Origin of the sequence: Streptomyces sp. NPDC005496 (assembly GCF_042872045.1) — a bacterium.
Lineage (GTDB): Bacteria > Actinomycetota > Actinomycetes > Streptomycetales > Streptomycetaceae > Streptomyces.
Genome location: NZ_JBIAJQ010000003.1, coordinates 276,233 through 301,191, shown reverse-complemented (window position 1 = coordinate 301,191; position 24,959 = coordinate 276,233). Strand labels below are relative to the sequence as shown.

General features: G+C 72.3%; 21 protein-coding genes. 11 read left to right on the top strand and 10 right to left on the bottom strand.

Going from position 1 to position 24,959, the window contains the following annotated elements; all coding sequences use genetic code 11:
- Window positions 1–20 precede the first annotated feature (20 nt).
- The 4 genes from ACFYQQ_RS10005 to ACFYQQ_RS09990 all read left to right on the top strand — a co-directional run bounded on the left by ACFYQQ_RS10005 (window position 21) and on the right by ACFYQQ_RS09990 (window position 3,548).
- Window positions 21–1,244, top strand: coding sequence for an NADP-dependent malic enzyme (locus ACFYQQ_RS10005; protein WP_355788304.1), 1,224 nt, complete (start codon window positions 21–23; stop codon window positions 1,242–1,244).
- Window positions 1,245–1,674: 430 nt separating this feature from the next.
- Window positions 1,675–2,640 carry a zinc-binding dehydrogenase gene (locus ACFYQQ_RS10000; RefSeq protein ID WP_355788302.1) on the top strand — a complete coding sequence of 322 codons (966 nt, stop codon included), beginning with the start codon at window positions 1,675–1,677 and terminating at the stop codon, window positions 2,638–2,640.
- A gap of 132 nt (window positions 2,641–2,772) precedes the next feature.
- Complete coding sequence (locus ACFYQQ_RS09995) at window positions 2,773–2,982, top strand: helix-turn-helix domain-containing protein (protein ID WP_010984411.1); 210 nt, start codon at window positions 2,773–2,775, stop codon at window positions 2,980–2,982.
- The gene (locus ACFYQQ_RS09990; protein ID WP_356168606.1) at window positions 2,982–3,548 is read left to right on the top strand and encodes a Clp protease N-terminal domain-containing protein; all 567 of its coding nucleotides are present in this window, start codon (window positions 2,982–2,984) and stop codon (window positions 3,546–3,548) included. Before ACFYQQ_RS09995 ends, ACFYQQ_RS09990 begins: the two co-directional genes overlap by 1 nt.
- A gap of 307 nt (window positions 3,549–3,855) precedes the next feature.
- On the opposite strand, the gene ACFYQQ_RS09985 is transcribed toward ACFYQQ_RS09990, so the two are convergent.
- Window positions 3,856–4,938 (bottom strand): helix-turn-helix transcriptional regulator, encoded by a 1,083-nt coding sequence (locus tag ACFYQQ_RS09985; protein ID WP_355786281.1) that lies wholly within the window; start codon window positions 4,936–4,938, stop codon window positions 3,856–3,858.
- A gap of 1 nt (window position 4,939) precedes the next feature.
- Window positions 4,940–5,794 (bottom strand): DUF4097 family beta strand repeat-containing protein, encoded by an 855-nt coding sequence (locus ACFYQQ_RS09980; RefSeq protein ID WP_355786278.1) that lies wholly within the window; start codon window positions 5,792–5,794, stop codon window positions 4,940–4,942.
- A gap of 180 nt (window positions 5,795–5,974) precedes the next feature.
- On the opposite strand from ACFYQQ_RS09980, the gene ACFYQQ_RS09975 reads away from it, so the two are divergent.
- Window positions 5,975–6,913, top strand: a complete 939-nt coding sequence (locus ACFYQQ_RS09975) for a hypothetical protein (RefSeq protein ID WP_356168610.1) — start codon at window positions 5,975–5,977, stop codon at window positions 6,911–6,913.
- A 187-nt stretch (window positions 6,914–7,100) separates the two neighbouring features.
- Here the strand turns inward: ACFYQQ_RS09975 and ACFYQQ_RS09970 are convergent, their stop codons facing one another.
- The 6 genes from ACFYQQ_RS09970 to ACFYQQ_RS09945 all read right to left on the bottom strand — a co-directional run bounded on the left by ACFYQQ_RS09970 (window position 7,101) and on the right by ACFYQQ_RS09945 (window position 14,948).
- Window positions 7,101–7,283 (bottom strand): DUF6104 family protein, encoded by a 183-nt coding sequence (locus ACFYQQ_RS09970; protein WP_005312030.1) that lies wholly within the window; start codon window positions 7,281–7,283, stop codon window positions 7,101–7,103.
- A gap of 180 nt (window positions 7,284–7,463) precedes the next feature.
- Window positions 7,464–11,288, bottom strand: a complete 3,825-nt coding sequence (locus ACFYQQ_RS09965; RefSeq protein ID WP_356168614.1) for a multifunctional oxoglutarate decarboxylase/oxoglutarate dehydrogenase thiamine pyrophosphate-binding subunit/dihydrolipoyllysine-residue succinyltransferase subunit — start codon at window positions 11,286–11,288, stop codon at window positions 7,464–7,466.
- Window positions 11,289–11,568: 280 nt separating this feature from the next.
- The gene (locus ACFYQQ_RS09960; protein ID WP_355785386.1) at window positions 11,569–12,669 is read right to left on the bottom strand and encodes a HAMP domain-containing sensor histidine kinase; all 1,101 of its coding nucleotides are present in this window, start codon (window positions 12,667–12,669) and stop codon (window positions 11,569–11,571) included.
- A gap of 40 nt (window positions 12,670–12,709) precedes the next feature.
- Window positions 12,710–13,447 (bottom strand): response regulator transcription factor, encoded by a 738-nt coding sequence (locus ACFYQQ_RS09955; protein WP_054236710.1) that lies wholly within the window; start codon window positions 13,445–13,447, stop codon window positions 12,710–12,712.
- A gap of 113 nt (window positions 13,448–13,560) precedes the next feature.
- Entirely contained in the window at window positions 13,561–14,238 is a 678-nt protein-coding gene (locus ACFYQQ_RS09950; protein WP_355785389.1) for a spermidine synthase, read from the bottom strand.
- 41 nt (window positions 14,239–14,279) lie between these two features.
- Window positions 14,280–14,948, bottom strand: a complete 669-nt coding sequence (locus ACFYQQ_RS09945) for a GNAT family N-acetyltransferase (RefSeq protein WP_355785392.1) — start codon at window positions 14,946–14,948, stop codon at window positions 14,280–14,282.
- A gap of 174 nt (window positions 14,949–15,122) precedes the next feature.
- Between ACFYQQ_RS09945 and lon the strand changes: the two genes are divergently transcribed.
- Window positions 15,123–17,549: an endopeptidase La gene (lon, locus tag ACFYQQ_RS09940; protein ID WP_355785395.1), complete on the top strand. Its 2,427-nt coding sequence runs from the start codon at window positions 15,123–15,125 to the stop codon at window positions 17,547–17,549.
- A 99-nt stretch (window positions 17,550–17,648) separates the two neighbouring features.
- Here lon and ACFYQQ_RS09935 read toward each other — a convergent pair whose 3' ends face one another.
- Window positions 17,649–18,488 carry a lysozyme gene (locus ACFYQQ_RS09935; protein ID WP_356168625.1) on the bottom strand — a complete coding sequence of 280 codons (840 nt, stop codon included), beginning with the start codon at window positions 18,486–18,488 and terminating at the stop codon, window positions 17,649–17,651.
- Window positions 18,489–18,784: 296 nt separating this feature from the next.
- On the opposite strand from ACFYQQ_RS09935, the gene ACFYQQ_RS09930 reads away from it, so the two are divergent.
- Window positions 18,785–19,279 (top strand): MarR family transcriptional regulator, encoded by a 495-nt coding sequence (locus ACFYQQ_RS09930; RefSeq protein WP_355787061.1) that lies wholly within the window; start codon window positions 18,785–18,787, stop codon window positions 19,277–19,279.
- A 140-nt stretch (window positions 19,280–19,419) separates the two neighbouring features.
- Here the strand turns inward: ACFYQQ_RS09930 and ACFYQQ_RS09925 are convergent, their stop codons facing one another.
- Window positions 19,420–20,208, bottom strand: coding sequence for a protein phosphatase 2C domain-containing protein (locus ACFYQQ_RS09925; RefSeq protein WP_355787058.1), 789 nt, complete (start codon window positions 20,206–20,208; stop codon window positions 19,420–19,422).
- Window positions 20,209–20,577: 369 nt separating this feature from the next.
- Here ACFYQQ_RS09925 and ACFYQQ_RS09920 point away from each other — a divergent pair, with 369 nt between their 5' ends.
- Genes ACFYQQ_RS09920 through ACFYQQ_RS09905 form a run of 4 tightly spaced genes read left to right on the top strand, consistent with a single transcriptional unit; the run spans window position 20,578 to window position 24,938 of the window.
- Window positions 20,578–23,397, top strand: a complete 2,820-nt coding sequence (locus ACFYQQ_RS09920) for a nitrate- and nitrite sensing domain-containing protein (protein WP_356238273.1) — start codon at window positions 20,578–20,580, stop codon at window positions 23,395–23,397.
- The gene (locus ACFYQQ_RS09915; RefSeq protein WP_356168635.1) at window positions 23,394–23,897 is read left to right on the top strand and encodes a roadblock/LC7 domain-containing protein; all 504 of its coding nucleotides are present in this window, start codon (window positions 23,394–23,396) and stop codon (window positions 23,895–23,897) included. The genes ACFYQQ_RS09920 and ACFYQQ_RS09915 overlap by 4 nt, the downstream gene beginning before the upstream one ends.
- Window positions 23,894–24,295 carry a DUF742 domain-containing protein gene (locus tag ACFYQQ_RS09910; RefSeq protein WP_356168638.1) on the top strand — a complete coding sequence of 134 codons (402 nt, stop codon included), beginning with the start codon at window positions 23,894–23,896 and terminating at the stop codon, window positions 24,293–24,295. The genes ACFYQQ_RS09915 and ACFYQQ_RS09910 overlap by 4 nt, the downstream gene beginning before the upstream one ends.
- Window positions 24,276–24,938: an ATP/GTP-binding protein gene (locus tag ACFYQQ_RS09905; RefSeq protein ID WP_356168641.1), complete on the top strand. Its 663-nt coding sequence runs from the start codon at window positions 24,276–24,278 to the stop codon at window positions 24,936–24,938. The genes ACFYQQ_RS09910 and ACFYQQ_RS09905 overlap by 20 nt, the downstream gene beginning before the upstream one ends.
- Window positions 24,939–24,959: the final 21 nt, after the last annotated feature.

Sequence of the window (24,959 nt, the reverse complement as noted above, 5' to 3'; positions counted from 1 at the left end):
GACTTAAGGGGTAAAACAAAGTGGCAGCGGAGATCGTCAATCCTCGCAGCGACAGCAGTACGGATCAGGAGGGAGGGGCCGAGCCCCTCGATTCCTTCGACCCGGCATTCGCGCTGCACCGTGGCGGCAAGATGGCCGTGCAGGCCACCGTGCCGATCCGCGACAAGGACGACCTGTCCCTGGCGTACACGCCCGGCGTGGCGAAAGTGTGCAGCGCCATCGCCGAGCAGCCGGAACTCGTCCACGACTACACGTGGAAGTCGTCCGTCGTCGCCGTCGTGACCGACGGCACGGCCGTGCTCGGACTCGGTGACATCGGTCCGGAGGCCTCGCTCCCCGTCATGGAGGGCAAGGCCATCCTCTTCAAGCAGTTCGGCGGCGTCGACGCCGTGCCGATCGCCCTCGACTGCACGGGCGTCGACGAGATCGTCGAGACCGTGGTCCGGCTCGCCCCGTCCTTCGGCGGCGTGAACCTGGAGGACATCTCGGCACCCCGGTGCTTCGAGATCGAGCGCAAGCTCCAGGAGCGCCTGGACATCCCGGTCTTCCACGACGACCAGCACGGCACCGCCGTCGTCACCCTCGCCGCCCTGCGCAACGCGGCACGGCTGACCGGGCGCTCGCTCGGTGAGCTGCGCGCGGTGATCTCGGGCGCCGGTGCGGCCGGGATCGCCATCGCCAAGTTCCTGCTGGAGGCGGGGCTCGGCGATGTCGCCGTCGCGGACCGCAAGGGCATCGTGTCGCGGGACCGGGACGACCTCACCCCGGTCAAGCGGGAGCTCGCCGAGATCACCAACAAGGCCGGCATCTCCGGTTCGCTGGAGTCGGCGCTCGCGGGCGCCGACGTCTTCATCGGCGTCTCCGGCGGCACGGTCCCGGAGCCGGCGGTGGCCTCGATGGCGGAGGGCGCGTTCGTCTTCGCCATGGCCAACCCGGACCCCGAGGTCCACCCGGAGGTCGCGCACAAGTACGCGGCCGTCGTGGCGACCGGCCGGTCCGACTTCCCGAACCAGATCAACAACGTGCTCGCCTTCCCCGGCATCTTCGCCGGTGCGCTCCAGGTCCGGGCCTCCCGGATCACGGAGACGATGAAGATCGCGGCGGCCGAGGCGCTGGCCGCGGTGGTCGGGGACGACCTCGCCGCGGACTACGTGATCCCCTCGCCGTTCGACGAGCGGGTGGCTCCTGCGGTGACCGCCGCGGTTGCCGCTGCCGCTCGGGCGGAGGGGGTGGCTCGGCGCTGAGGTGCCGGTGCCTGTGTCTGTGCCTGTGGCCCCGTCGGGATGCGTCCCGGCGGGGCCGCGTGTTTTCCGCCGGGGTTTCGGCGGCGCCCTATTTTTTACCTGCCAGGTGGTCCGGTCGGGTGTTTTTCGCCCCCTCCGCCCCTACCCGTCCCGTCCCCGGGGGCTGCGCCCCCGGACCCCCCTTCGCGCTCCGCGCTCGTCCTCGAACGCCGGACGGGCTGACTTTGCCCCCCCTGGGTCGTGGGGCGCGCCCGTGCTCGAACCCCGGATGCGCTGAATGCCCCCCTGGGGGGGCGCGGGGTGCGCTCGTGCTCGAAGGTTGGATGGGCCGGCCTGGCCCCAGGCCCCTGGCCCTTCCGGTTTGTGACGGGACGCGTGTCACAGAGTGGTGTGGTTCCTTCGGGGAGGGGCGGAGCCTATCGTCATGGTCATGTTCGCTGCCTACGCCGCCCGAATCGACCGTGACCAGCCGCTGAACGGCCTGGAGTTGGGGGAGCGCCCGGCCCCCGAGCAGAGGCCCGGCTGGACGACCGTGAACGTCAGGGCCGCCTCCCTCAACCACCACGACCTGTGGTCCCTGCGTGGAGTCGGCCTGTCCGACGACAAGCTGCCGATGATCCTCGGCTGTGACGCCGCGGGCGTCGACCAGGACGGCAACGAAGTCGTCCTGCACTCCGTGATCGGCCAGAGCGGCCACGGCGTGGGACCGGACGAACCGCGCTCGATCCTCACCGAGCGCTACCAGGGCACCTTCGCCGAACAGGTGTCCGTCCCGACATGGAACGTGCTGCCCAAGCCCAAGGAGCTCTCCTTCGAGGAGGCCGCCTGCCTGCCGACCGCCTGGCTGACGGCGTACCGCATGCTCTTCACCAACGCGGGCGTACGGCCCGGTGACTCCGTCCTCGTGCAGGGCGCCGGCGGCGGTGTCGCCACCGCCGCGATCGTGCTCGGCAAGGCAGCCGGGCTGCGTGTCTTCGCCACCAGCCGCGACGAGGCCAAGCGCAAGCGTGCCGTCGAGCTCGGTGCCGTGGAGGCCCTTGAGTCCGGTGCGCGGCTGCCGCAGCGGGTGGACGCCGTGATCGAGACCGTCGGCGCCGCCACCTGGTCCCACTCGGTCAAGTCCCTGCGTCCCGGCGGCACCGTGGTCATCTCCGGTGCCACCAGCGGGGACCGCCCCTCCCACGCGGAGCTGACCCGGATCTTCTTCCTGGAACTCAAGGTCGTCGGCTCCACGATGGGCACCAAGGACGAGCTGGAGGACCTGCTGTCCTTCTGCGCCGCGACCGGTGTGCGGCCCGTGATCGACGACGTCCTCCCGCTCGACCGCGCCCGCGAGGGCTTCGCGCGGATGGAGTCGGGCGACCAGTTCGGCAAGATCGTGCTCACCACGGGCTGACGCCCCCTCCGCTCCACCCCACGGCGGGTCCGGACTCTCCGGGCCCGCCGTCGGCATGTCCGCCTTCGTTCCACCGCGCCTGTCATGTCAACCATGGTTGACAGGGCTCGTGTGTCAACGTACGTTGACATCATGACCGAAGCGACGGATCTCGCCGAGCGTGCGGGTGACCGTGATCCGCGGATCGGCCTGCGGGCCGTCTCCGCCCTGCGAAGGCTGCTGGAGCAGTTGGAGGCCGTCCAGGTGCGCAGTGCGCGCAACCAGGGCTGGTCGTGGCAGGAGATCGCGGCCGAACTCGGCGTGAGCAGACAGGCCGTGCACAAGAAGTACGGGAGGCAGTGATGTTCGAGCGATTCACCAAGGACGCCCGCGCCGTGGTCACGGGTGCCGTCGAGCACTGTGAACAGGCGGGGGAGAAGCGGGTCGAGGAGGCGCACATGCTGCTCGCCCTGCTCGACCGGAAGGGCAGCCGCGGGTCGTTCGCCCTGACCTCGCTCGGGCTGGCCGACCGCCGGGACGCGGTGGCCCGGGACCTCGCCGAGGCCCGCCGCCGCGGAGGGTTCACCCGCGCCGACGCCGACGCCCTCTCCGGGCTCGGTATCGACCTCACCGAGATCGTCTCCCGCGTCGAGGAGGCGCACGGCTCCGGCGCCCTGGCCGCCGGTGGCGGTGGCCTCCGGGGCCGGTGGCCGGGCCGGCCCTCCTTCACCCGGGGGGCCAAGGACCTGCTCACCGAGTCCCTCCGGGTCGCCCTCGCCCACCGGGAACGGCACATCGGCGACGAGCACCTGCTCCTCGCCCTCACGGCCCGCCCCGGCGTCCCCGCCGAGGTCCTGGCCGACCACGGGGTGACGTACGACGGCGTGCGACGCGTCCTCTGGGGCGGGGGAGCGGCGAAGGCGGGGTGACGGCCCCCACGGCCCGACCCCTGGCCGTCGGGTGTGGCCCCAGGGGTCTGGGCCGCCTGGGCACCTACGGCGGGTCCGGGTCGTCGGGTGACATACGGCGGGCCTCAGCTGCCGGGAGACGTACGGCGGCCCGGGTTGCCGGATGGCCGCCCGCCCATGAGCCGGGCTGACGGGAACAATTCGCGGCTCCGTGACGCGGGGTGGCGTCGCGTCCGGTCTGGATCGCCGGTCGACATCGCGCCGACCCGGGCCCCCGGGCGACCCCGAGGGCCCACCCCGCGCCCTACTGCCCGCCGGGCCGGCCCGCTCAGGGCTTCGGGGCGCGCAGGGTCGCTCCGATGTGTGCCGCCGCCGTCGACAAGTGGTGGCGGGCGTCGCGCAGTTGGGCCTCGGTCACGCCGTGGTCGCGGGCCGCGTCGCGGATGTCGTCGCGGAAGCGGTCCAGGAGACGGTCGAGGTCGCGGGCCGGGTCGCCGGTGGAGTCCTCGTGCGCCCAGGAGGGCTCGTATCCGGCGGGGAAGTCCTCGCGCGTGACCGTGTACTCGGGCTCCGGTCCGGGCGGGGTCGCCGGTCCAGGGCGGCCGAAGCCGAAGTCCTTGCCGAGTCCCTTGCCGAAGTCCTTGCCGAAGTCGCCGAACTCCTTGGCCAGTTCGCTGAGGCCCTCGCGCACCCCGGTCGGCCAGTCGCCGCGGGCGAAGTGGTCCTGCACCTGCTCCTGGACCCGCTTGGCCATGCGCTGCATCTCCTCCTGGGCCTGAGCGCGCACCTTCTCCTGCGCCTCCTTGGCCTGCCGCCGGGCCCGCTGGGCCTCGTCGCGGGCGCGCCGGCTCTCGTCCTTGGCGCGCCGGGCCTGCTCCTTCCACTCCTGCTTGACCCGCCGCATCTCCTCCTTCGCGAGCCGCCACGACTCCTTGTCGCCGAAGTCGCCGGAACCGGCGGCGGTTCCGAAGCCGCCCGCGTGCCCCTGCCGCTCGCCGGCCGCGGAGTCCCCCGGGGACCCGCGCCGGGCCTCCCGGGCCGCCGCCCGCATCTCGCGCCGCAGATCGCCCGCGGCGCCCCGCACGTCGGCCCGGATCTCGGCGGCGAGCTCGGCGACCGACTCGCGGATCTCCAGCTCCAGGTCGGCCAGCTCACCGCTGCGGTCGGCCAGTTCGGCGCGGCCCGCGTCCGTGATGGCGTACACCTTGCGGCCGCCCTCGGTGGTGTGGGTGACCAGTCCCTCGGCCTCCAGCTTGGCGAGGCGGGGGTAGACGGTGCCGGCCGAGGGGGCGTACAGCCCCTGGAAGCGCTCCTCCAGGAGGCGGATCACCTCGTACCCGTGGCGGGGGGCCTCGTCCAGCAGCTTGAGCAGATAGAGCCGCAGGCGGCCGTGGGCGAAGACGGGAGGCATCTCAGAGCACCTTCTTGTCGGTCGGTCCGTCGGTCGGCGGCTCGTCCTCCGCGGGTGGCCGCCGCAGCAGGGCGATGGAGCCGGAGGTGGTCGTCGCCTTCAGCCTGCCGTTGCCCGCGCCCAGCCGGCCGGTGATGGTCTTGGCGCCCCAGTGCCCGCTGACCCGCAGGTCCTCGAAGGCACTGGAGACCGTGCCGCTCGCGGTGTTGGCCTCCACCTCGGCGTCCGCCGGATGCGGCAGCCGGACGGCGATCTCACCCGACACGTTCGTCAGCTGGACGTCGGTCGCGCTGGCCGTGGCGTCGAGGTCCACGATCATCGAGCCGCTCACGGACTCGGCCCGCACGCAGGAACCGGAGCCCTCGACGACGGTCAGGTCGCCCGAGACGGAGTTGAAGCGCAGGTCGCCGGTGACCGCCTGGGCCTCCAGATTCCCCGAGACGGTGCTCACGCGGACCGGGCCCGCTATTCCGACCAGGGTCGTGTCGCCCGAGACGCCCTTGACCTCCACCCGGCCGTCCGTGCCGGACACCACGGCGGCGGCGCCCACGACGCCCACCTCGATCCGGGTCCCCGCCGGGACGGCCAGCGAGACGACCGCGCTGCGGCGCCAGCCCATCGGGTCGAGCCACTTGAGGAAGCCCTTCCAGGGGAGGTCCTCATAGGCGACGGTCAGGGTGCCGCCCGTCTGCTTCACGACCAGGGGAGGGCCCTCCAGCTCGGAGACCTCCAGCCGGGCGGAACCCTCGTCGGTGCCCACGACGTTCACCGTTCCGTTGACGATGCGCACGTGGAGCGTCGTCACGGGGTCGTCGAACGTCAGTTTCCCGGGCTCTGCGACGGACCACTCGGACATGATGCGACCTCCTCGGCCGGATGGGACGCGACACGCCATATCGCGTCTTCCACGGAACACGATATATCGCGGGTCCGGAAAGTCAAGACACTCGTTTCCGTGAACGTGACGCAGGGTCACCATGGCCATCGGGGGCAACAAAAGGGGCACTTCGGGCGCGGGTCGACCTACCGTAGAAGCATGCCGACCACCCCCGACGTGCCCGCGGCCTCGCCCGCCGGCGCCGTCCTGCTCTGCCGGGCGGACCCCGACACCGTGGCCCCCGCCGCCCGGCTGCTGCGGGAGCGGATGGAGCTCATCGGGGCCGGCGGCGAGTGGAGCGCCCTCGTGCCCGCGGGCACGCCCTGGGCCGATGGCACCGAACCGGTCGACCGGGTCCTGACCGGCTGGGCGGCGGCCCTCGCCGTGAGCGCTCCCTGGCCGGTGCTCGCCCTGTGGTGGGACGCCGACCGCAGCGGCTACAGCCTGGCCTCGGGATTCCGCCGCCCCGTGAGCTACGAATGGCTCACGAACGGCACCCCGGTGGCCCAGGACGAGGCGATGCGCACCTTCGCCGCTCGCCTCGGCCTCGACCCCGTCCTCGACATGGAGGCACTGGAGCGGCTGACCCGGCCCGACGCGGCGGCCGACGCCCGGGCCCGCCTGCGCGGTCTGCTCGCCGTCCTCATGCGCGCGGGCGTGACCCTGCCGGACGGCCTGGCCCCCGGCCTCCCGGCCGGCCGCCTGTGCGAGAACGCCCGCGCCCTGCCCGGCGCCCGCACGATCACCTGGTCCGACGGCCACGAGGACGCCGGGACGGTGCCTGAAGGCGTCCGTCCGGAAGTCGGCGTAGAAACTGGGGCCGCCGAAGACGTTCGCCTGGAGCCCGGGGCCGTCGAGGACGCCCATGCGGAGCCCGCGTTCCGGGCCGTCCGGGCCGGTCACCTCGGACACCGGCCCGCACCGGGCGGCCACCGGCCGCCGGTGCGGGCACTGGCGGCCGTGCAGCTCGCCGTGGGGCTGGCCGTCGGCGCCTACGGAGTCCGGTGCCGCAGCGGCGGCTGGATCGCCTCCGGGGCCCTGCTGCTGACCCACGGCGTCCTCGGCCTCGCGTACGACCGCCTCCGCGACCGCGGCTGACGCCCCGCCGTCCCCTCGGCTGACCCCGGCCGCCGGGTCACCGGCCGGGTTCACCGGTCGATCAGCTCCTGCCGTGGCTCCCGCGGCGGTCCGGCCCCGCGCCGGGCCGCCGCGGCCAGCAGGACGGTGCCGCCGCAGCCGAGGGCGAGCCGTACGGCGGCGGTCCCCGTCCGTGCCGGGGGCCGTCCTACTCCTCGTCGTCCTCGTCGTCCAGCCGCGCCAGCCAGGTCGCGAGCCGCTCGACCGGCACCTCGAAGTCCGGGTTGAGGTCGACGAACGTGCGCAGCTGCTCGGCGAGCCACTCGAAGGTGACCTCCTCCTCGCCGCGCCGCTTCTCCAGTTCCTCGATGCCACGGTCGGTGAAGTACACGGATGCTCTCCTGGGGCTGGGCCGGCGCTGACCGGCCGGGGGTCGTACCCCTCCAGGTTAGGCGGCACCCGCACGCCTCCCCGTACCGCCTCCGGCTCCCCCCCCCCGACGACGAAGCCGGCCCCGCCGCCCGGTGGGGCGGCGGGGCCGGCTCGTGCTCGCTCGGCGGTGCTCAGAGGCTCAGGCCTCGAACACCTCACGCACCAGCTGCTCCTGCTCGGCCTGGTGGCGCTTGGCCGAACCCACCGCCGGGGAGGACGAGTGCGGACGCGAGATGCGCCGCAGCCGCTCGCCGTGCGGGACGTCCGCGCCGACCGCCAGGTCCAGGTGGTCGATCAGGTTGAGGGCGATGAAGGGCCACGCGCCCTGGTTCGCCGGCTCCTCCTGGGCCCACAGGTACTTCTCGGCGTTCGGGTACTTGGCGATCTCCGCCTGGAGCTCGGCACCCGGCAGCGGGTACAGGCGCTCGATGCGGATGATGGCCGTGTCCGTGACACCGCGCTTGGTGCGCTCCGCCTCCAGGTCGTAGTAGACCTTGCCGGCGCAGAACACCACCTTGCGGACCGCGGCCGGGTCGGCCGACGCGTCGCCGATGACCGGGCGGAACTGGCCCGTCGTGAACTCCTCCGCCTTCGACGCGGCCGCCTTCAGGCGCAGCATCGACTTCGGGGTGAAGACCACCAGCGGCTTGTGGTGCGGGTTGTGCACCTGCCACCGCAGGAGGTGGAAGTAGTTCGACGGCAGGGTCGGCATCGCGACCGTCATGTTGTTCTGCGCGCACAGCTGGAGGAAGCGCTCCGGGCGGGCGGACGAGTGGTCCGGGCCCTGGCCCTCGTAGCCGTGCGGCAGCAGCAGCGTGACGCCGGACGTCTGGCCCCACTTCTGCTCCGCCGAGGAGATGAACTCGTCCACGACCGTCTGGGCGCCGTTGACGAAGTCGCCGAACTGGGCCTCCCACATGACCAGGGACTCCGGCCTCGCGAGCGAGTAGCCGTACTCGAAGCCCATCGCCGCGTACTCGCTGAGGAGCGAGTCGTAGACGTTGTAACGGGCCTGGTCCTCGGACAGGTACAGCAGCGGGGTGTAGTCCTCGCCGGTCTCCCGGTCGATGAGGACCGCGTGGCGCTGGCCGAACGTGCCGCGGCGGGAGTCCTGGCCCGAGAGGCGCACCGGGGTGCCCTCCAGGAGCAGGGAGCCGATGGCGAGCGTCTCGCCCATGCCCCAGTCGATCGTGCCGTCCTCGACCATCGCCGCGCGGCGCTGCAGCTGGGGCAGCAGGCGCGGGTGGACGGTGACCCGGTCGGGGATGTTGACCTGGGACTCGGCGATCCGCTTGACGACCTCCGCGGAGACCGCGGTGTTCACGGCGACCGGGAACTGGGCCTGCGGGTCGGAGACGGGCGCCTCACCCGGCTGCGAGGTGGCCTCGCGGACCTCGGTGAAGACCTTCTCCAGCTGGCCCTGGTAGTCCTGCAGCGCCTGCTCGGCCTCTTCCAGGGTGATGTCGCCGCGACCGATCAGGGACTCGGTGTAGAGCTTGCGCACCGAGCGCTTCTTGTCGATCAGGTCGTACATCAGCGGCTGGGTGAACGCCGGGTTGTCCGACTCGTTGTGACCGCGGCGGCGGTAGCAGATGAGGTCGATGACGACGTCCTTGTTGAACGCCTGGCGGAACTCGAAGGCCAGGCGAGCGACGCGGACGACGGCCTCGGGGTCGTCGCCGTTCACGTGGAAGATCGGCGCCTCGATCATGCGGGCCACGTCGGTGGCGTACATCGAGGAGCGCGAGGACTCCGGGGCGGCGGTGAAGCCGACCTGGTTGTTGATGACGACGTGCACCGTGCCGCCGGTGCGGTAGCCGCGCAGCTGGGACATGTTCAGCGTCTCGGCCACGACGCCCTGGCCGGCGAAGGCCGCGTCACCGTGCAGGGCGACCGGCAGGACCGTGAAGTCCGTGCCGCCCTTGTTGATGATGTCCTGCTTGGCGCGGGCGATGCCCTCCAGGATCGGGTCGACCGCCTCCAGGTGCGAGGGGTTGGCCGCCAGCGAGACCTTGATCTGCTCGCCGTCCAGGCCGGTGAAGGTCCCCTCGGCGCCCAGGTGGTACTTCACGTCGCCGGAGCCGTGCATCGACTTCGGGTCGAGGTTGCCCTCGAACTCGCGGAAGATCTGCGCGTACGACTTGCCGACGATGTTCGCGAGGACGTTCAGGCGGCCGCGGTGGGCCATGCCGATGACGACCTCGTCCAGGCGCGACTCGGCGGCCGAGTCCAGCACCGCGTCGAGCAGCGGGATGACGGACTCGCCGCCCTCCAGGGAGAAGCGCTTCTGGCCGACGTACTTCGTCTGCAGGAAGGTCTCGAACGCCTCTGCGGCGTTCAGCCGGCGCAGGATGCGCAGCTGCTCCTCGCGCTCCGGCTTGGTGTGCGAGCGCTCGATGCGGTCCTGGATCCACTTGCGCTGCTTCGGGTCCTGGATGTGCATGAACTCGACGCCGGTGGTGCGGCAGTACGAGTCGCGCAGGACGCCGAGGATGTCGCGGAGCTTCATCAGGGACTTGCCCGCGAAGCCGCCGACGGCGAACTCGCGCTCCAGGTCCCAGAGGGTGAGCCCGTGCTCGGTGATGTCCAGGTCGGGGTGCTTGCGCTGGCGGTACTCCAGCGGGTCGGTGTCGGCCATGACGTGGCCGCGGACCCGGTAGGAGTGGATCAGCTCGAAGACCCGCGCGGCCTTGGTGACGTCGTCGTCGTGCGAGGCGTCGATGTCCTTGAGCCAGCGGACCGGCTCGTAGGGGATGCGCAGCGCCTCGAAGATCTCGTCGAAGAAGCCGTTCTCGCCGAGCAGCAGGTTCGCGACGATGCGCAGGAACTCGCCGGACGCGGCGCCCTGGATGACCCGGTGGTCGTAGGTCGACGTGAGCGTCATGACCTTCGAGATGCCGAGCTTGTTCAGGGTGTCCTGGGAGGTGCCCTGGAACTCCGCCGGGTAGTCCATCGAGCCGACGCCCATGATGACCGACTGTCCGGGCATCAGGCGCGGGACGGAGTGGACGGTGCCGAGGCCGCCGGGGTTGGTCAGCGAGACGGTGACCCCGGAGAAGTCGTCCATCGTCAGCTTGCCGTCACGGGCGCGGCGGACGATGTCCTCGTAGGCCTGCCAGAACTCGAAGAAGTTCAGCGTCTCGGCCTTCTTGATGCCCGCGACGACCAGCTGGCGGTCGCCGTTGGGCTTCACCAGGTCGATGGCGAGGCCGAAGTTGACGTGCGGCGGCTTGACGAGGGTGGGCTTCCCGTCCTTCTCCGCGTAGTGCCAGTTCATCGACGGCATGGCCTTGATGGCCTGCACCATCGCGTACCCGATGAGGTGGGTGAAGGAGATCTTCCCGCCTCGGGCGCGCTTCAGGTGGTTGTTGATGACGATGCGGTTGTCGAAGAGCAGCTTCACCGGCACGGCGCGCACGGACGTGGCCGTGGGCAGCTCGAGCGAGGCGTTCATGTTCTTCGCGACGGCACCGGCGGGACCGCGCAGGGTCACGTACTCGGGGCCCTCGGGGGCCTCGCCCGCGGGCTCGGCGGCCTTCGGCTTCGCGGCGGCCGGAGCGGCCTTGGCGGGAGCCGGGGCGGCGGCAGCGGGCTTCGGCGCCGCCGGAGCGGCTGCCGGAGCGGCCGGAGCCTGCGCCGGGGCGGCCTGGGCCGGAGCCGCGGGAGCCGCTGGCGCGGTCTTCGCCGGAGCGGCGGGTGCGGCCGGAGCCGGAGCCGGAGCCGGGGCGCTGGTGCCTGCGGCCCCCGTGGCCGCAGTACCCGCCGCAGCCGTGGCGGTCGCGCCGCCCGGCTTGTAATCGGCGAAGAAGTCCCACCAGGCTCGGTCTACCGAGTTCGGGTCCTGGAGGTACTGCTGATAGATCTCGTCGACGAGCCACTCATTGGGACCGAAGGCCGCGGCGGGGTTCTTCCCGGCTTGGTCGTCGGTCGAGATGCTCGAGTTACTGGGGGACTGTGGCGACACGGCGGCAACCGCCCTCTTCCGCTTCACAAGGTGATGGACAGCGGGAATAAAGGCTACGCCTCCCTGGCCGAGAAGGTCAGGCCGGGCTGGTCATCGTCGTGTAAGTCACATCAGAATGCGTGTTTCGGGGCTGGAAATGGCGGGAAACAAGCGTGGTTCCGCTTCGGAACGGGCACGCCTGCCCGGCCGCACCGCCCTTGGGGTGCGGGCCTGTGCCTGCTCACACGTGTCCGCCAGGACGGACAGAGGTGGATCTTGAGGCTCCGCTTCGAACCCTACGTCAACTCGGCATCGAAGGCAGGCCCGGAAGGGTGACCTGGATCCGGCAACCGCGCTGGGATTCGGCCACTCCGATCCGGCCCCCGTGCAGATCGACCGCCCAGCGGGCGATGGCGAGTCCCAGCCCCGTGCCGCCGTCGCTGCCGGGGCCGTGCGGCGAGGGCACGCCGCCGCGGTTGAACCGCTCGAAGACCCGGTGCCACTCCGACTTCGGGATGCCCGGGCCCTCGTCCAGGACCTCCAGGTCCAGCGACTCCGGGTAGGCGCCCCGGCGGGCCTTCACCGTCACCCGGCCGTGCGGCGGGCTGTGCTTGACGGCGTTGTCGATGAGGTTGGCGACGACCTGGTGGATCCGCTCCGGGTCCGCGTGCGCGGTCAGCTCCGGCGGGGACACGTCGAGGTGCAGATGGACGTCCGTGCGCGTGTGGCTGCCGGAGCCCGAGGCGATCCCCGCGCGCGCGGAGGCGACCATGTTGGCCTCCTTCAGCACGCCCGACAGATAGGGCCAGACCTCGAAGCGGCGCTTCTTCAGCGGGACCACGCCGTTGTCGAGGCGGGAGAGGTCGAGCAGGGTCTCCACCAGGCGGCCGAGGCGCTCGGTCTGCTTGAGGGCCGTGCGCATGGTCTCGGGATCGGCGGCCGAGACGCCGTCCACCACGTTCTCCAGGACGGCGCGCAGGCCGGCGATGGGGGTGCGCAGCTCGTGCGAGACGTTCGCCACGAGCTCCTTGCGCTGGCGGTCCTGGGCCTCCAGCTCGTCCGCCATGAGGTTGATTGTCTGGGCCAGGTCGCCCAGCTCGTCGCGGCGCCCGTCGCTCACCCGGCGTGTGTAGTCGCCGTGCGAGATGGAGCGGGCGACCGTGTTCATCTCGTCCAGCGGGGCGGTGAGCGAGTGCGCCACGAACTGCGTGATCAGGAGCGTGGCGATCATCGAGAAGACGGTGATGAAGCGCAGCTCGGTCTCGGTGCGCACCGCGATCATCAGCAGACCGGTGGTGATGAAGACGGAGACCACGACCAGCGTGCCGAGCTTCGTCTTGATCGAGAAGGGGCGCACGCCTCCCCAGGGGCCCGCACCCTTGCGTCCCCCGGACCCGGTCATCACATCCGCCCCCTCACGAGGTCCCGATCAGCGGCCCGGCTCAGGGAGTCGGGGTCTCCAGCGCGTAGCCCACGCCGTGGACCGTACGGATCCGCTCGGCGCCGATCTTCCGGCGCAGGGCCTTGATGTGGCTGTCGACGGTGCGGGTGCCGGAGGCGTCCGCCCAGTCCCAGACCTCGGCGAGCAGCTGCTCCCGGGAGAGCACCGCGCGCGGGGTGTTCGCCAGGCAGACCAGCAGGTCGAACTCGGTGGGCGTCAGGTGCACGTCCTCCGAGCGGACGCGGACCCGGCGCTGCGCGTGGTCGATCTCCAGCTCGCCGAGCCGCAGGATGCCGCTGCGGGGCGTGGAGGCGGCCACCACGGCACGCTCCACGCGGCGCAGCAGGACGTGCACGCGGGCGGCCAGCTCACGCATCGAGAACGGCTTCGTCATGTAGTCGTCGGCGCCGACGCCGAGCCCGACCAGCATGTCCGTCTCGTCGTCGCGGGCCGTGAGCATCAGCACCGGCACCGGGCGCTGGGCCTGCACGCGGCGGCAGACCTCCAGGCCGTCGAAGCCGGGCAGCATGATGTCGAGGATCAGCAGGTCGGGCTGCCAGGCCTCGGCGGTGTCGACGGCGGCCGGGCCGTCACCGGCGGTCTGGACGAGAAATCCCTCGGCTCGCAGACGGGCCGCGATGGCGTCGACGATCGTCGGGTCGTCCTCGACCACCAGCACCCGGCGCTGTGCGCCGGGTGTCGCCGCCGTGCCGTTGTGGGAGGTGTGTGTCTGCTCCATCGCCCGCCCCTGAAGTGTGCTTTCCGGAATCCGTGGGGTGATCCCATGACTGCGCTTGACGCTTGAATGATCGGCGTCAGGGAAGCAGAGTACGGGCAGTCACCACGGCTCGGCTATCCAGGCCTTACCGCGAGATGCACCACGTCGGGAACGCCCCGGGCAACGGGGATCTCTTCGGTACGCACCTGTTGGAATCCGGCATTCCGCAAGGTTCCTTCAAATTCCGGAGAGGGCTGCGCGGACCACACGGCGAGCACCCCGCCGGGCCTCAACGCCCTTGCGCAGCTTGCCAGTCCGGCCTGCGAGTACAGGCTGTCGTTGCCCTCGGTGACCGTCCAGCCGGGTCCGTTGTCGATGTCAAGGCACAGCGCGTCGTACGTGTCGGATGTCTCATTGACGTACGCGACGAGATCGGCCTCGACGACGGCGGTCCGCGGGTCGGCGAGGGCGTCAGCGGACAGGGCGGACAGCGGGCCCTCGCGGTGCCAGGCGATGACGGCCGGTTCGCGCTCCACGACCGTGATGCGGCCCCAGCGGGGATCGGCGGCGGCGTGTGCGAGCGAGAAGCCGACGCCGAGCCCCCCGATCAGCACGCTGGGCAGCGCGCGTCCGTCCAGGGCGTCGTACGCGGCGTCGACGAGCAGCCGCTCCGAGCGGCCGTCGGAGGTGTCCATCAGGAAGCAGCCGTTGGCGATGATCTGCAGCAGCCCTCCGTGGCGCCGCAGCACGACCTCGCCGTACGGGCCCTCCCGGCGATCGATGACCACAGGGGTGTCGTACGTGGCAGTCATGGCGCCCATCCTGGCATCAGCGGCGCCGCGGTCCCGCGGAATTATCCGGTGAACCGGGCGCTCGTCAGCGGCGCGTCCACCCGCCACCCCAGGGACTCGTACAGCGCCCGCCCCTCCGGTGTGCCGGCCAGGACCCCCGTGCCGGCGCCCCCGGCGACCGCCAGACCGGTGAGCGCGCGCATCACCGTCCGGCCGAGGCCCCTGCGGCGGTGCGCGGGGGCCGTCTCGATCCGGTCGAAGACCGCGGTCGCGCCGGTCGGGGCGACGTGCCCGTGCGCGGCCCACGAGCCGTCCGCCGCGAGGACGAGGGCGTGCCCGGCGCCGCCGCGCGACCAGGTGCGCAGCCGGTAGCCGTCCGGCAGCGCGCGTCCGCCGTCGGCCGCTCCCGGGTCCGCCGGGCCGGCGGTGGTCAGCGGGCCGGTCATGAGGAATCCCGGCTCCGGGTCCACGTGCCAGCCGCGGCCGAGCCAGGGCCCCACGACCCCCGGGTCCGCGAAGACCTTGAGCCACACGCCGGCCCCGGTCACCGTGTCCGCCACCTCGCGCACGGCCGACTCCTCGACGGCGTCCCCGGTCGCCGCGAGGACGTGCCGGGTCACGTGCTCCGGCAGTCCCACGTCGACCGTGAACCCCCAGGGCTCGACCGCGGGCGGCGCCGCCCCGCGCGAGACGACCCACCCGTCCACCCAGGCCCGTACGATCCCGGTCACCGCATCCCCCGTAATGGTCATTGGTCGTCATGGAGTATTACCTCTCGGACGGTACGCGGGTCCTCGCCCCGGGCGGCAGAGGTGATCGCTGAGAGCGAACGCGGCCCGGGGAACAATCAACGGCCCAGGCGCATTGAGTCGGCATAGCTCAACTTGACTGCCGAAGGGGAGATCATGGCTTCGACGTCCACACCGCTCACCCTGCCCGTGCTGCCGCTCGACGACGAGGTCGTGCTGCCCGGGATGGTGGTTCCGCTGGACCTGAACGACGCCGACGTCCGCGCCGCCGTGGAGGCCGCCCAGGCCGCCGCGCGGTCCGAACCGGGCAAGCCGAAGGTGCTGCTGGTGCCACGCATCGACGGGTCGTACCCGGGCACCGGCGTGCTCGGCACCGTCGAGCAGGTCGGCCGCCTGGCCGACGGCGACCCGGGCGCGCTGATCCGCGGCCGTGGGCGCGTGAAGATCGGCGCGGGGACCACCGGCCCCGGCGCCGCCCTCTGGGTCGAGGGCACCCGGATCGAGGAGACCGTGCCCGACCCGCTGCCCGGCCAGGTCGCGGACTTGGTCAAGGAGTACAAGGCCCTCGCCACCAGCTGGCTGCGCAAGCGCGGCGCCTGGCAGGTCGTGGACCGCGTCCAGGCCATCGACGACGTCTCCGCCCTCGCCGACAACTCCGGCTACTCGCCCTTCCTGTCCACGGAACAGAAGGTGGCGCTGCTGGAGACCGCCGACCCGGTCGCCCGGCTGAAGCTCGCCACCGAACAGCTCCGCGAGCACCTCGCCGAGCAGGACGTCGCCGAGTCCATCGCCAAGGACGTCCAGGAAGGCGTCGACAAGCAGCAGCGCGAGTTCCTGCTGCGCCGCCAGCTCGAAGCCGTACGCAAGGAACTGCGCGAGCTGAACGGCGATTCCCAGGACGGCGAGGAGTCGGACGACTACCGCGCCCGCGTCGAGGCCGCCGACCTCCCCGAGAAGGTCCGCGAGGCCGCCCTCAAGGAGGTCGAGAAGCTGGAGCGCGCGAGCGACCAGTCGCCCGAGGGCTCCTGGATCCGCACCTGGCTCGACACCGTGCTCGAACTCCCGTGGAACGAGCGCACCGACGACAGCGCCTCCGCGTACGACATCCAGGGCGCACGCGCGATCCTGGACGCCGAGCACGCGGGACTCCAGGACGTGAAGGAGCGCATCACCGAGTACCTCGCGGTGCGCAAGCGGCGCAGCGAGCGCGGCCTCGGTGTGATCGGCGGGCGGCGCGGCGGTGCCGTGCTGGCGCTCGTCGGACCCCCCGGAGTCGGCAAGACCTCGCTGGGCGAGTCCGTCGCGCACGCCATGGGCCGCAAGTTCGTCCGGGTCGCCCTCGGCGGCGTGCGGGACGAGGCCGAGATCCGCGGCCACCGCCGTACGTACGTGGGCGCGCTGCCCGGCCGGATCGTCCGCGCCATCAAGGAGGCCGGGTCGATGAACCCGGTCGTGCTGCTCGACGAGATCGACAAGGTCGGCTCCGACTTCCGCGGCGACCCCGCCGCGGCCCTGCTCGAAGTGCTCGACCCGGCGCAGAACCACACCTTCCGCGACCACTACCTGGAGGTCGAGCTCGACCTCTCCGACGTGGTCTTCCTGGCCACGGCCAACGTGCTCGAAGCCATCCCGGAGGCCCTGCTCGACCGCATGGAGCTGGTCCGCCTGGACGGCTACACCGAGGACGAGAAGGTCGTCATCGCCCGCGACCACCTGCTCCCGCGCCAGCTGGAGCGAGCCGGTCTGGAGAAGGACGAGATCACGCTCGACGAGAGCGCGCTGCGCAAGCTCGCCGGCGAGTACACCCGCGAGGCGGGCGTCCGGAACCTGGAGCGGTCGGTCGCCCGGCTGCTGCGCAAGGTGGCCGCCCAGCACGAACTGGGCGAGCGGGAGCTGCCGTTCACGGTGACCGACGCCGACCTGCGCGCGCTGATCGGACGGCCGCACCACGTGCCCGAGTCCGCGCAGGACCCGGCGGAGCGGCGGACGGCGGTGCCCGGTGTCGCCACCGGACTCGCGGTCACCGGCGCCGGCGGTGACGTTCTCTACGTGGAGGCGTCGCTGGCCGACCCGGAGACGGGCGCCGCGGGGCTGACCCTGACCGGCCAGCTCGGCGACGTGATGAAGGAGTCCGCGCAGATCGCGCTCAGCTTCCTGCGCTCGCGCGGGGCCGAGCTGGAGCTGCCGGTCGGCGACCTGAAGGACCGGGGTGTGCACATCCACTTCCCGGCCGGCGCGGTCCCCAAGGACGGGCCGAGCGCGGGCGTCACCATGACGACGGCCCTGGCGTCGCTGCTCAGCGGCCGCCTGGTCCGCACGGACGTGGCGATGACCGGCGAGGTGTCCCTGACCGGCCGGGTGCTGCCCATCGGCGGCGTCAAGCAGAAGCTGCTGGCCGCCCACCGCGCCGGGGTGACCACGGTGATCATCCCCAAGCGCAACGAGGCCGACCTGGACGACGTCCCGGCCGAGGTCCTGGAGAAGCTCGACGTCCACGCCGTCACGGACGTCCGCCAGGTCCTGGAACTGGCCCTCGCCCCGGCGACCAACACCGCGGGGGCGGAGGTACCGGTGGCGGCGTGACGGACGCCGCCGGTCGAGGAAGGCCCGGGCCCCCAGGGGTCCGGGCCTTTCCGTGCCGTGGTGCGGGTGACCGGGGCGGCCCGGACCGGGCGGCGGGGCTCAGCCGTTGGCGAGGGCGACCACGCGGTCGAGGGCGCCGTTGAACTTGTCGTGGTCGCCGACCGTCGGGCCCGAGGACGTGTACTGCCACATCGTGTAGAAGCCCCAGCCGGCCGGCAACGTGCCCGGGTCGGCGGCGTAGCGGGCGATCCACAGCGGGTTGGCCGCGGCGAAACCGCCGTAGTTGCCGGTGCACTGGGTCCACCAGGTGGTGGCCGTGTAGATGACGGCGTCGCGGCCGGTGCGTGCCTTGTACTGGTTCAGGAAGTCCCGGATCCAGGTGACCATCGCGCTCTGGGTCTTGCCGTAGCAGGCCGCGCCGTACGGGTTCCACTCGATGTCGAGGGCGCCCGGCAGCGTCCGGCCGTCCCGGGACCAGCCGCCGCCGTGGTCCACGAAGTAGTTCGCCTGGGTGGCGCCGCCGGTCGTGTCGGGGGTCGCGAAGTGGTACGACCCGCGCACCATGCCGACGTTGTAGGAGCCGTTGTACTGCTGGGCGAAGTAGGGGCTCGTGTAGTACGTCCCCTCCGTCGCCTTCACGTAGGCCCACCTGACCCCGCTGTTCCACAGGGTCGACCAGGCGACGTTGCCCTGGTGGCTGCTGACGTCGACGCCCTCCGTCTGCGTGGCGTCACCGGTGGACGGCGTCCCGTCCCGGCCGTCGTGTGCGAGGACGCCCATGCCCATGTGGGCGGAGCCTCGGGCGGGCGTGTCGGCGGCTTGGGCGAGGGACGCCGGAAGGGTCAGCAGGAGGGAGAGGGCGGCGAGCAGGATCCCGGCCGTGGGCAGGCGCCGGGGGGAGCGCGGCGGGCGGGTGTTCTCGCGTCTGAGCACGGGCATGGCGTGCCTCCGAGGGGTTCGGTGGTGCGCGGTGACGCTCGGTGGGGGGAAAGCGGGGGAGAACCACGGGCAGCCGCGCGCGCTCTCGGGGGAGAGAAACGGGTCGTCGTGACCGGTCGATGGCGTGGGCATGCCAGTAGTTGCCTGCTGAAGAAGCTACGCACGTAGAAGTCCGGGTGGGAAGAGGGTCCGGAGGCTGCCGTTGGTCTACTCCTGCGAAATACTGGCGGAGCTGCGGCAACGGCCACTTTTGGCGGAAACTTTCAGGATCGGGAAACCGGGTCAGGGGTGCTGACGTGCACGAGCACGGGAACGAGGACGGGCCTCGCGTCGAGTCCACGGCGTCGGGGAATGGTGTGGACCAGGAATTCCCGGCGCTGGAAAGGGAGTTGACCGTCTTTCTGCGGCGCGCCCGCGCCTCCTCCGGGGAGATGGCCCGCGAGGTCCACCCCGATCTGGAGTCCTCCGCGTACGGACTCCTCGTCCGGCTGGAGGAGTGCGGCCGGCAGAGGGCCACCGAACTCGCCGCGTACATCGGGGTCGGGAAGGCCACCATGTCGCGCCAGCTGCGCGCCCTGGAGGAACTCGGCCTGGTCGCCCGGGAGCCCGACCCGGCGGACGGCCGCGCCTGGCTCGTCCACCTCACCGAGGAGGGCCGGGTGCGCTTCCGGGCGGTACGCGAGGCGCGACGGGCCCGCTACGTCCGCCAGCTCGCGGGCTGGGACCCCCGCGAGGTCGCCGAACTGGCCCGGCTGCTGAACCAGTTGAACCGGCGGGTGGAGGGGGAGTAGGCGCCCCGGCAGCCCGGCCGGCCCGCCCCGCGGCCCTCTGCGACCGGCCGGCGGGTCCCGCGGGTTCCTCCCACCGGCCGTCGGATCCCTGCGACCGAGCCGGAGGGTCCCGAGGCTCAACACCCCCCGGTCGCCGCGTCCTACAGCTCCACGTACGCCACCGTCGCGTCGTCGTGCGTCTTGCTCCGGCGCAGGTGGGTCCGCCGCACCGCGTCCGCCGTCTCCAGCGCCCGCGTCCGCTCGACGAGGGACTCGGCGCCCTCCTTGCGGACGAGGGTGAACAGGTCGGCCCAGTCGCCCTGGTGGAACCTCTCCGTCCAGCGGGCCGCGCCGTCGGTCAGCGCGGCCAGGGCACGCACGTCCGCACGCGGCACCGAGCCCGTCACCGCGCGCCGGGCCACCGCGAAGTCCGCCGCCGCGGTGAAGAACCCGCCCTCCTTGTTGCGCACCATCGCGTCCGCCACGGCGTCCGTCGCCAGGGACGCCATCGGGATGCGCGACAGGCGGTCGTCCAGCACCGCGGTCACCTCGCCGGTCGGCGCCTGGAGCAGCAGCGCCGAGTCCGAGAGCACCAGGTAATCGACCGTGTGAGCGGACCAGCGTGCGAGGACGACGGTTGCCTGGGGCGTGCGCGGGTGAGAAAGGTCACACGTGTCGGCGTGGGCCGCGGCCGTCCGGCGGATCGCCTCCGCCAGCACCTCGGACAGCGTCACATCCGGTTGCGAAACGGATAGTTCGGTCAGTGCCCCGCCCAGCCGCGCGGTGAACCAGGGGACCGAATGCCGACACCCGGCGTCGCCCGCCGGAGGCGTCACCCCGTCGAGCACGACCAGGGCACCGCCCTGTCCTGAGGCCGGAAGTCCGACCGCGACGAAGTCCTCATTGGGGCGGCCCGGGTCACCCGGCCGCGTGACGAGTTCGGTGCGCATCCAGCCAGTCTGCACGAGCCCTTCACACGGGCGGGGCGAGGGCGCCGACGCCACCGGACGGGCGCTCGACGGCGGCCCGGCGCCGGGTTTGCCACGTAATGATCGACTCCGGCGAAGCGCGGCGGCGAATACTGCCAAAGCCCGCCGCCGACGTCCAACCGGCCCGCCGCGCGAGGCCCTGGCACGCGCCACGGGAACTTGCCCGCCAACTCCTCGCCGATGTTCACTCCTTCGGGTGGCGGCTCGGACGATGCGGGACCACTGCCCACCGGCACTGGGAGGGTCGGGAGCCGTACCGGGCGGCGGACGCCCCAGTTGACGGAACGTCACCCGGGCCCATGGGTACACGAGTCAGGAATGCGAGCACCGGTGCAGAAAATGCGGCCTCGGCGCACAGGCAAGCAGACGGCCTCCAAGGAGGGTGCGACCGGCGACGCCGCCGCCGACTCCGCGGGCAGGGGCCGTCCCGCCCACGTACGCAACCGGCTCATCGTCGCCGTGGCCGTCGTCGCGGCGGCCATCGCGGGAGCCGGAGCTCCGACCGTCCTCGCCGCCTCCGGCCGGCTGAGCGACTCCCAGGACCTGGTGACGCTCGCCCGCCAGACGCAGGAGGCGCTCACCCTCGCGCACTCGCTGGCCGACGAGCGGGACGAGGTCACCTCGTACATCGCCGCCGGCCGGCCCAAGACCAAGGCGCCCTCCGAGCAGCGCAGCGCCCGGGTGGACCGGCAGGTCGAGGAGCTGCGCGCCGACACCGACGCCCCCGCCGCGCTGCGCGAGGACCTCGACGCGGTCGCCACCGTGCGCAGAGCCGCGCTCACCGGCAAGAGCACCGCCCTCGAAGCCCACCAGGCGTACTCCGAGGCCATCACCGAACTGCACGCCCTGGCCGGGGAACTGGCCGAGCTGATGCCGCCCCGCGCGGGCTCCGGCGCGTACTCCCTCGCCGAACTCGACACCGCCGTCCAGCAGGCCGCCGCCGCCCGCGGACTGCTCCTCGCCGCACTCAACGTCCCGCGCTCCGAGCGGACCTCCATCGACCCGGTGACCGGACTGCCGACCACCACCGAGAGCTCGTCGGACGCCGACACCAAGCAGCGGGACGCGCTCACCGCCGCTGCCCAGCAGGCCCGCCTGCGCTCCGACGCCGCCCTCGCCGACTTCCGCGAGACCGCGCCCAAGTCCGCGCGTGCCTCGTACGACGCGACGGTCAACGGACCGGACGTCACCGCGGCCGACAAGTACCTCGCCGGCCTCACCGACCAGCCGACCCTCTCCGACGGCGAACTCGGCACGGCCGTCAAGAAGCTCGACGCGTCGCTGTCCGCCCGCGTCGAGCTGATGCGCGGCGTCGAGGCCTCCCTCAACGACCGCCGCACCAAGGACCTCGCGCGGCTGCGCGACGACGACGTCACCGGACTCGAACTGCGGGTCGCCCTCCTCGGGGCGCTGCTGCTGGTCGCCGTAGGCGTCGCCACCGCGATGGCCCGCACCCTGACCCGCCCGCTGGCCGTCCTGCGGATCGGCTCCGCCCGGGTCGCCGCCGACCCGGCCACCGAGGAACCGGTCAAGTTCACCGGCCGCAACGACGAGTTCGCCCAGGTCGTACGGTCCGTCAACGCACTGCGGGCGCACGCCGCCGCGCTGCACGAGCGGCAGGCCACCCTGGAGGCCGACCGCAAGCACCTCATCGGCCAGCGCCAGACGATGGCCGACGAACGCGACCGGCTGCGCACCGAACTCGCCGCGGCCACCGCCCACCTGGAGCAGGTGCGGCACAGCATCCACGGCACCTTCGTCAACCTGGCGCTGCGCACCCTCGGCCTCGTGGAGCGGCAGCTCGCCGTCATCGAGAACCTGGAGGAGCGCGAGCAGGACCCCGAGCGCCTGTCCACCCTCTTCAAGCTCGACCACTTCGCCACCGTCATGCGGCGGCACAGCGAGAACCTGCTGGTCCTCGCCGGCGCCGAGCACATCCAGCAGCACGCCGGCCCGGTCCCGCTGGTCGACGTCGTACGGGCCGCCGTCAGCGAGATCGAGCGGTACGAGCGCGTCCGGATCGCCGCGCTGCCGCCGCACGCGCACCTCGCCGGCTTCGCCGCCGACGACATCAGCCACCTGCTCGCCGAACTGCTGGAGAACGCCACCTCGTCCTCCCCGCCCGACATGGCCGTCGAGGTCTCCGGATGGCTCCTGGAGAGCGGCGAGGTGATGCTCTCCGTGCAGGACGAGGGCATCGGCATGACCACCGAGCGGATGAGCCAACTCAACGCCCGGCTCGCCGACTTCGACCCGGACGACGCCTACGACGAGGAGAGCGGCGAGGGACTCGGGCTCGGCCTGTACGTGGTCGCCCGCCTCGCGCACCGCCACGGCGTCCGCGTACAGCTGCGCGAGCAGAAGCAGGGCGGGGTCGCCGCCGTCGTCGTACTGCCCCGCGCCCTGCTGGCCGCCGCGCCCGCCGTCGCGGCGCCCGCGTCCGCACCCGTCCCCGGAGGCGCCCCCGCGCTGTCCCTGCCGGGAGTCGACGCCGAGGCCAACTCCAACGTGCTGCGCGGCCGGTCGGTCCCGTCGCCGTCCGCGCCGGCCGCACCCGAGGACCCGGCCGAGGCACCCGGCGACCCGCTCATAGCGGCGGCCGAGGAAGCGGTACGCAACCACTCGGCGTCCGAGTCCGACGCCACCGCGCACGAGGACCCGGACGTCCCCGGGGCCGAACGGCCCGCCGAGACGACCATGGAGCTGCTGGCCCCGGAACCCCCGGCGGACGAGCGCCCCGCCCCCGCCCCCGCGGCGGAGCACGAGACCACGACCGAGGCCGACTCCGAGCCCCCCACGGACGTCGACCTCCCCGCCCAGACCACCACCGACCCCTACGCCATCGGCCCCGACGCACACGAACGCGCCGAGGACGAACCGCAGCGGGTCACCGCCAAGGGGCTGCCCAAGCGAACGCCGAAGATCTCGGCACCCGCGCGGGCTCCCCGGCAGCGCACCGGAGGTGTCGACGCCGAGGCCCTGCGTCGCAGGCTCGGCGGCTTCCACCGCGGCGCGCAGGAAGGCCGCCGCGACGTCGAGGCGGAGATCGCCGAGGAGACGTCGCAGACCAGGGCGCCCGAGGCGGACGCCGTACCCACGGCACAGGACGTACCAGCCACCGGGGGCACAGTCGAGGAGGCAAGCAGTTGACCGCGCCCAGTACCTTCGGACTGAGCAGTGAGGCCCGCAACCTGCACTGGCTGCTGACGAACCTCGTCGAGGAGGTGCCGGGACTGCTGTCGGTCGCGGTCGTCTCCTCCGACGGCCTGCTGCTGCTCTCCTCCGACCCCGGGAGGAACGCGGAGGCACGCACGGCGGCCGAGCAGAAGAACGCCGGGCCCAAGGGGTCCGCCGCCGACCTCGCCACCATCGTCTCCGGCGTCGGCAGCCTGACCATCGGCGCCGCCAAGCTGATGGACGGCGGCGGGGTCAAGCAGACGATGGTCGCCATGGACGAGGGCAGCCTCTTCGTCATGTCGATCAGCGACGGCTCCCTGCTCGGCGTGCACGGCTCCCCGGACTGCGACATGAGCGTCGTGGCGTACCACATGGCGCTCTTCGTCGGCCGCGCCGGACACGTGCTGACCCCCGAACTCCGCAGCGAACTGCGCAGATCGCTGGAGACCGAGTCGGTGGGGAGCGCCCGATGAGCACCCCCAGCCGGCTGCCGGTCCGCGGCGGCGACCGCAAACCCGCCCGCGTGCGCCCCTACTCGCTCACCGGCGGCCGTACCCGCTTCGGGCACGTGCTGCTCGTCGAGACGTTCGTCGCGGCCCTGGACGCCCCCGAGGAGCGCCGGGAACTGACGAACGGTTCGCTCGCCACCCGGGTCATGCCCGAGATGCGGGCCATCGTCGAACTCTGCCGCCGGATGCGCACGGTGGCCGAGATCGCCGCGCTGCTGAAGATGCCGCTCGGCGTGGTCCGCGTGCTGCTGAGCGACCTGGCGGACCAGGGAAAGATCCGTGTGTACGGAACCGGTCACGGCCCGGGACAGCCGGACCGCGCTCTGCTGGAAAGGGTGCTGAGTGGACTCCGCCGTCTCTGACGCCACCACAGGTGTCTCCACGGACGTCGAGAGCGACGTCTCCCGCCTCGTCGAGCCCGAGGAGGAGCTGCGGGCCTGGCAGACCGACCGGACGCGCGCCCCGATCGCCACGAAGATCGTGGTGGCGGGCGGCTTCGGCGTCGGCAAGACCACGCTGGTCACCACGGTCTCCGAGATCACGCCCCTCCAGACGGAGGCGCTGATGACCGAGGCCAGCGAGGACACCGACGACCTCAGCGCGACGCCCGAGAAGCTGACCACCACCGTCGCCATGGACTTCGGGCGCATCACGCTCGACGACGACCTGGTGCTCTACCTCTTCGGCACGCCCGGACAGCAGCGCTTCTGGTTCATGTGGGACGACCTGGTGCGCGGGGCGATCGGCGCGGTGGTCCTCGCCGACACCCGCCGCCTGACGGACTGCTTCCCCGCCCTCGACTACTTCGAGAGCTGCGGACTGCCGTACGTCGTCGCGGTCAACCACTTCGACGGCAGCGAGCGCTTCGACCCGGAGGACGTGCGCGAGGCCCTCACCGTGCCCGCACACATACCTGTCATGATCATGGACGCGCGGCGCCGGATCTCGGTCGTGGAGACCCTGCTGGCCCTGGTCGGCCACGCTCTCGACGTCACACCCGAATAAGAAGTACGCATCTGCACAGTT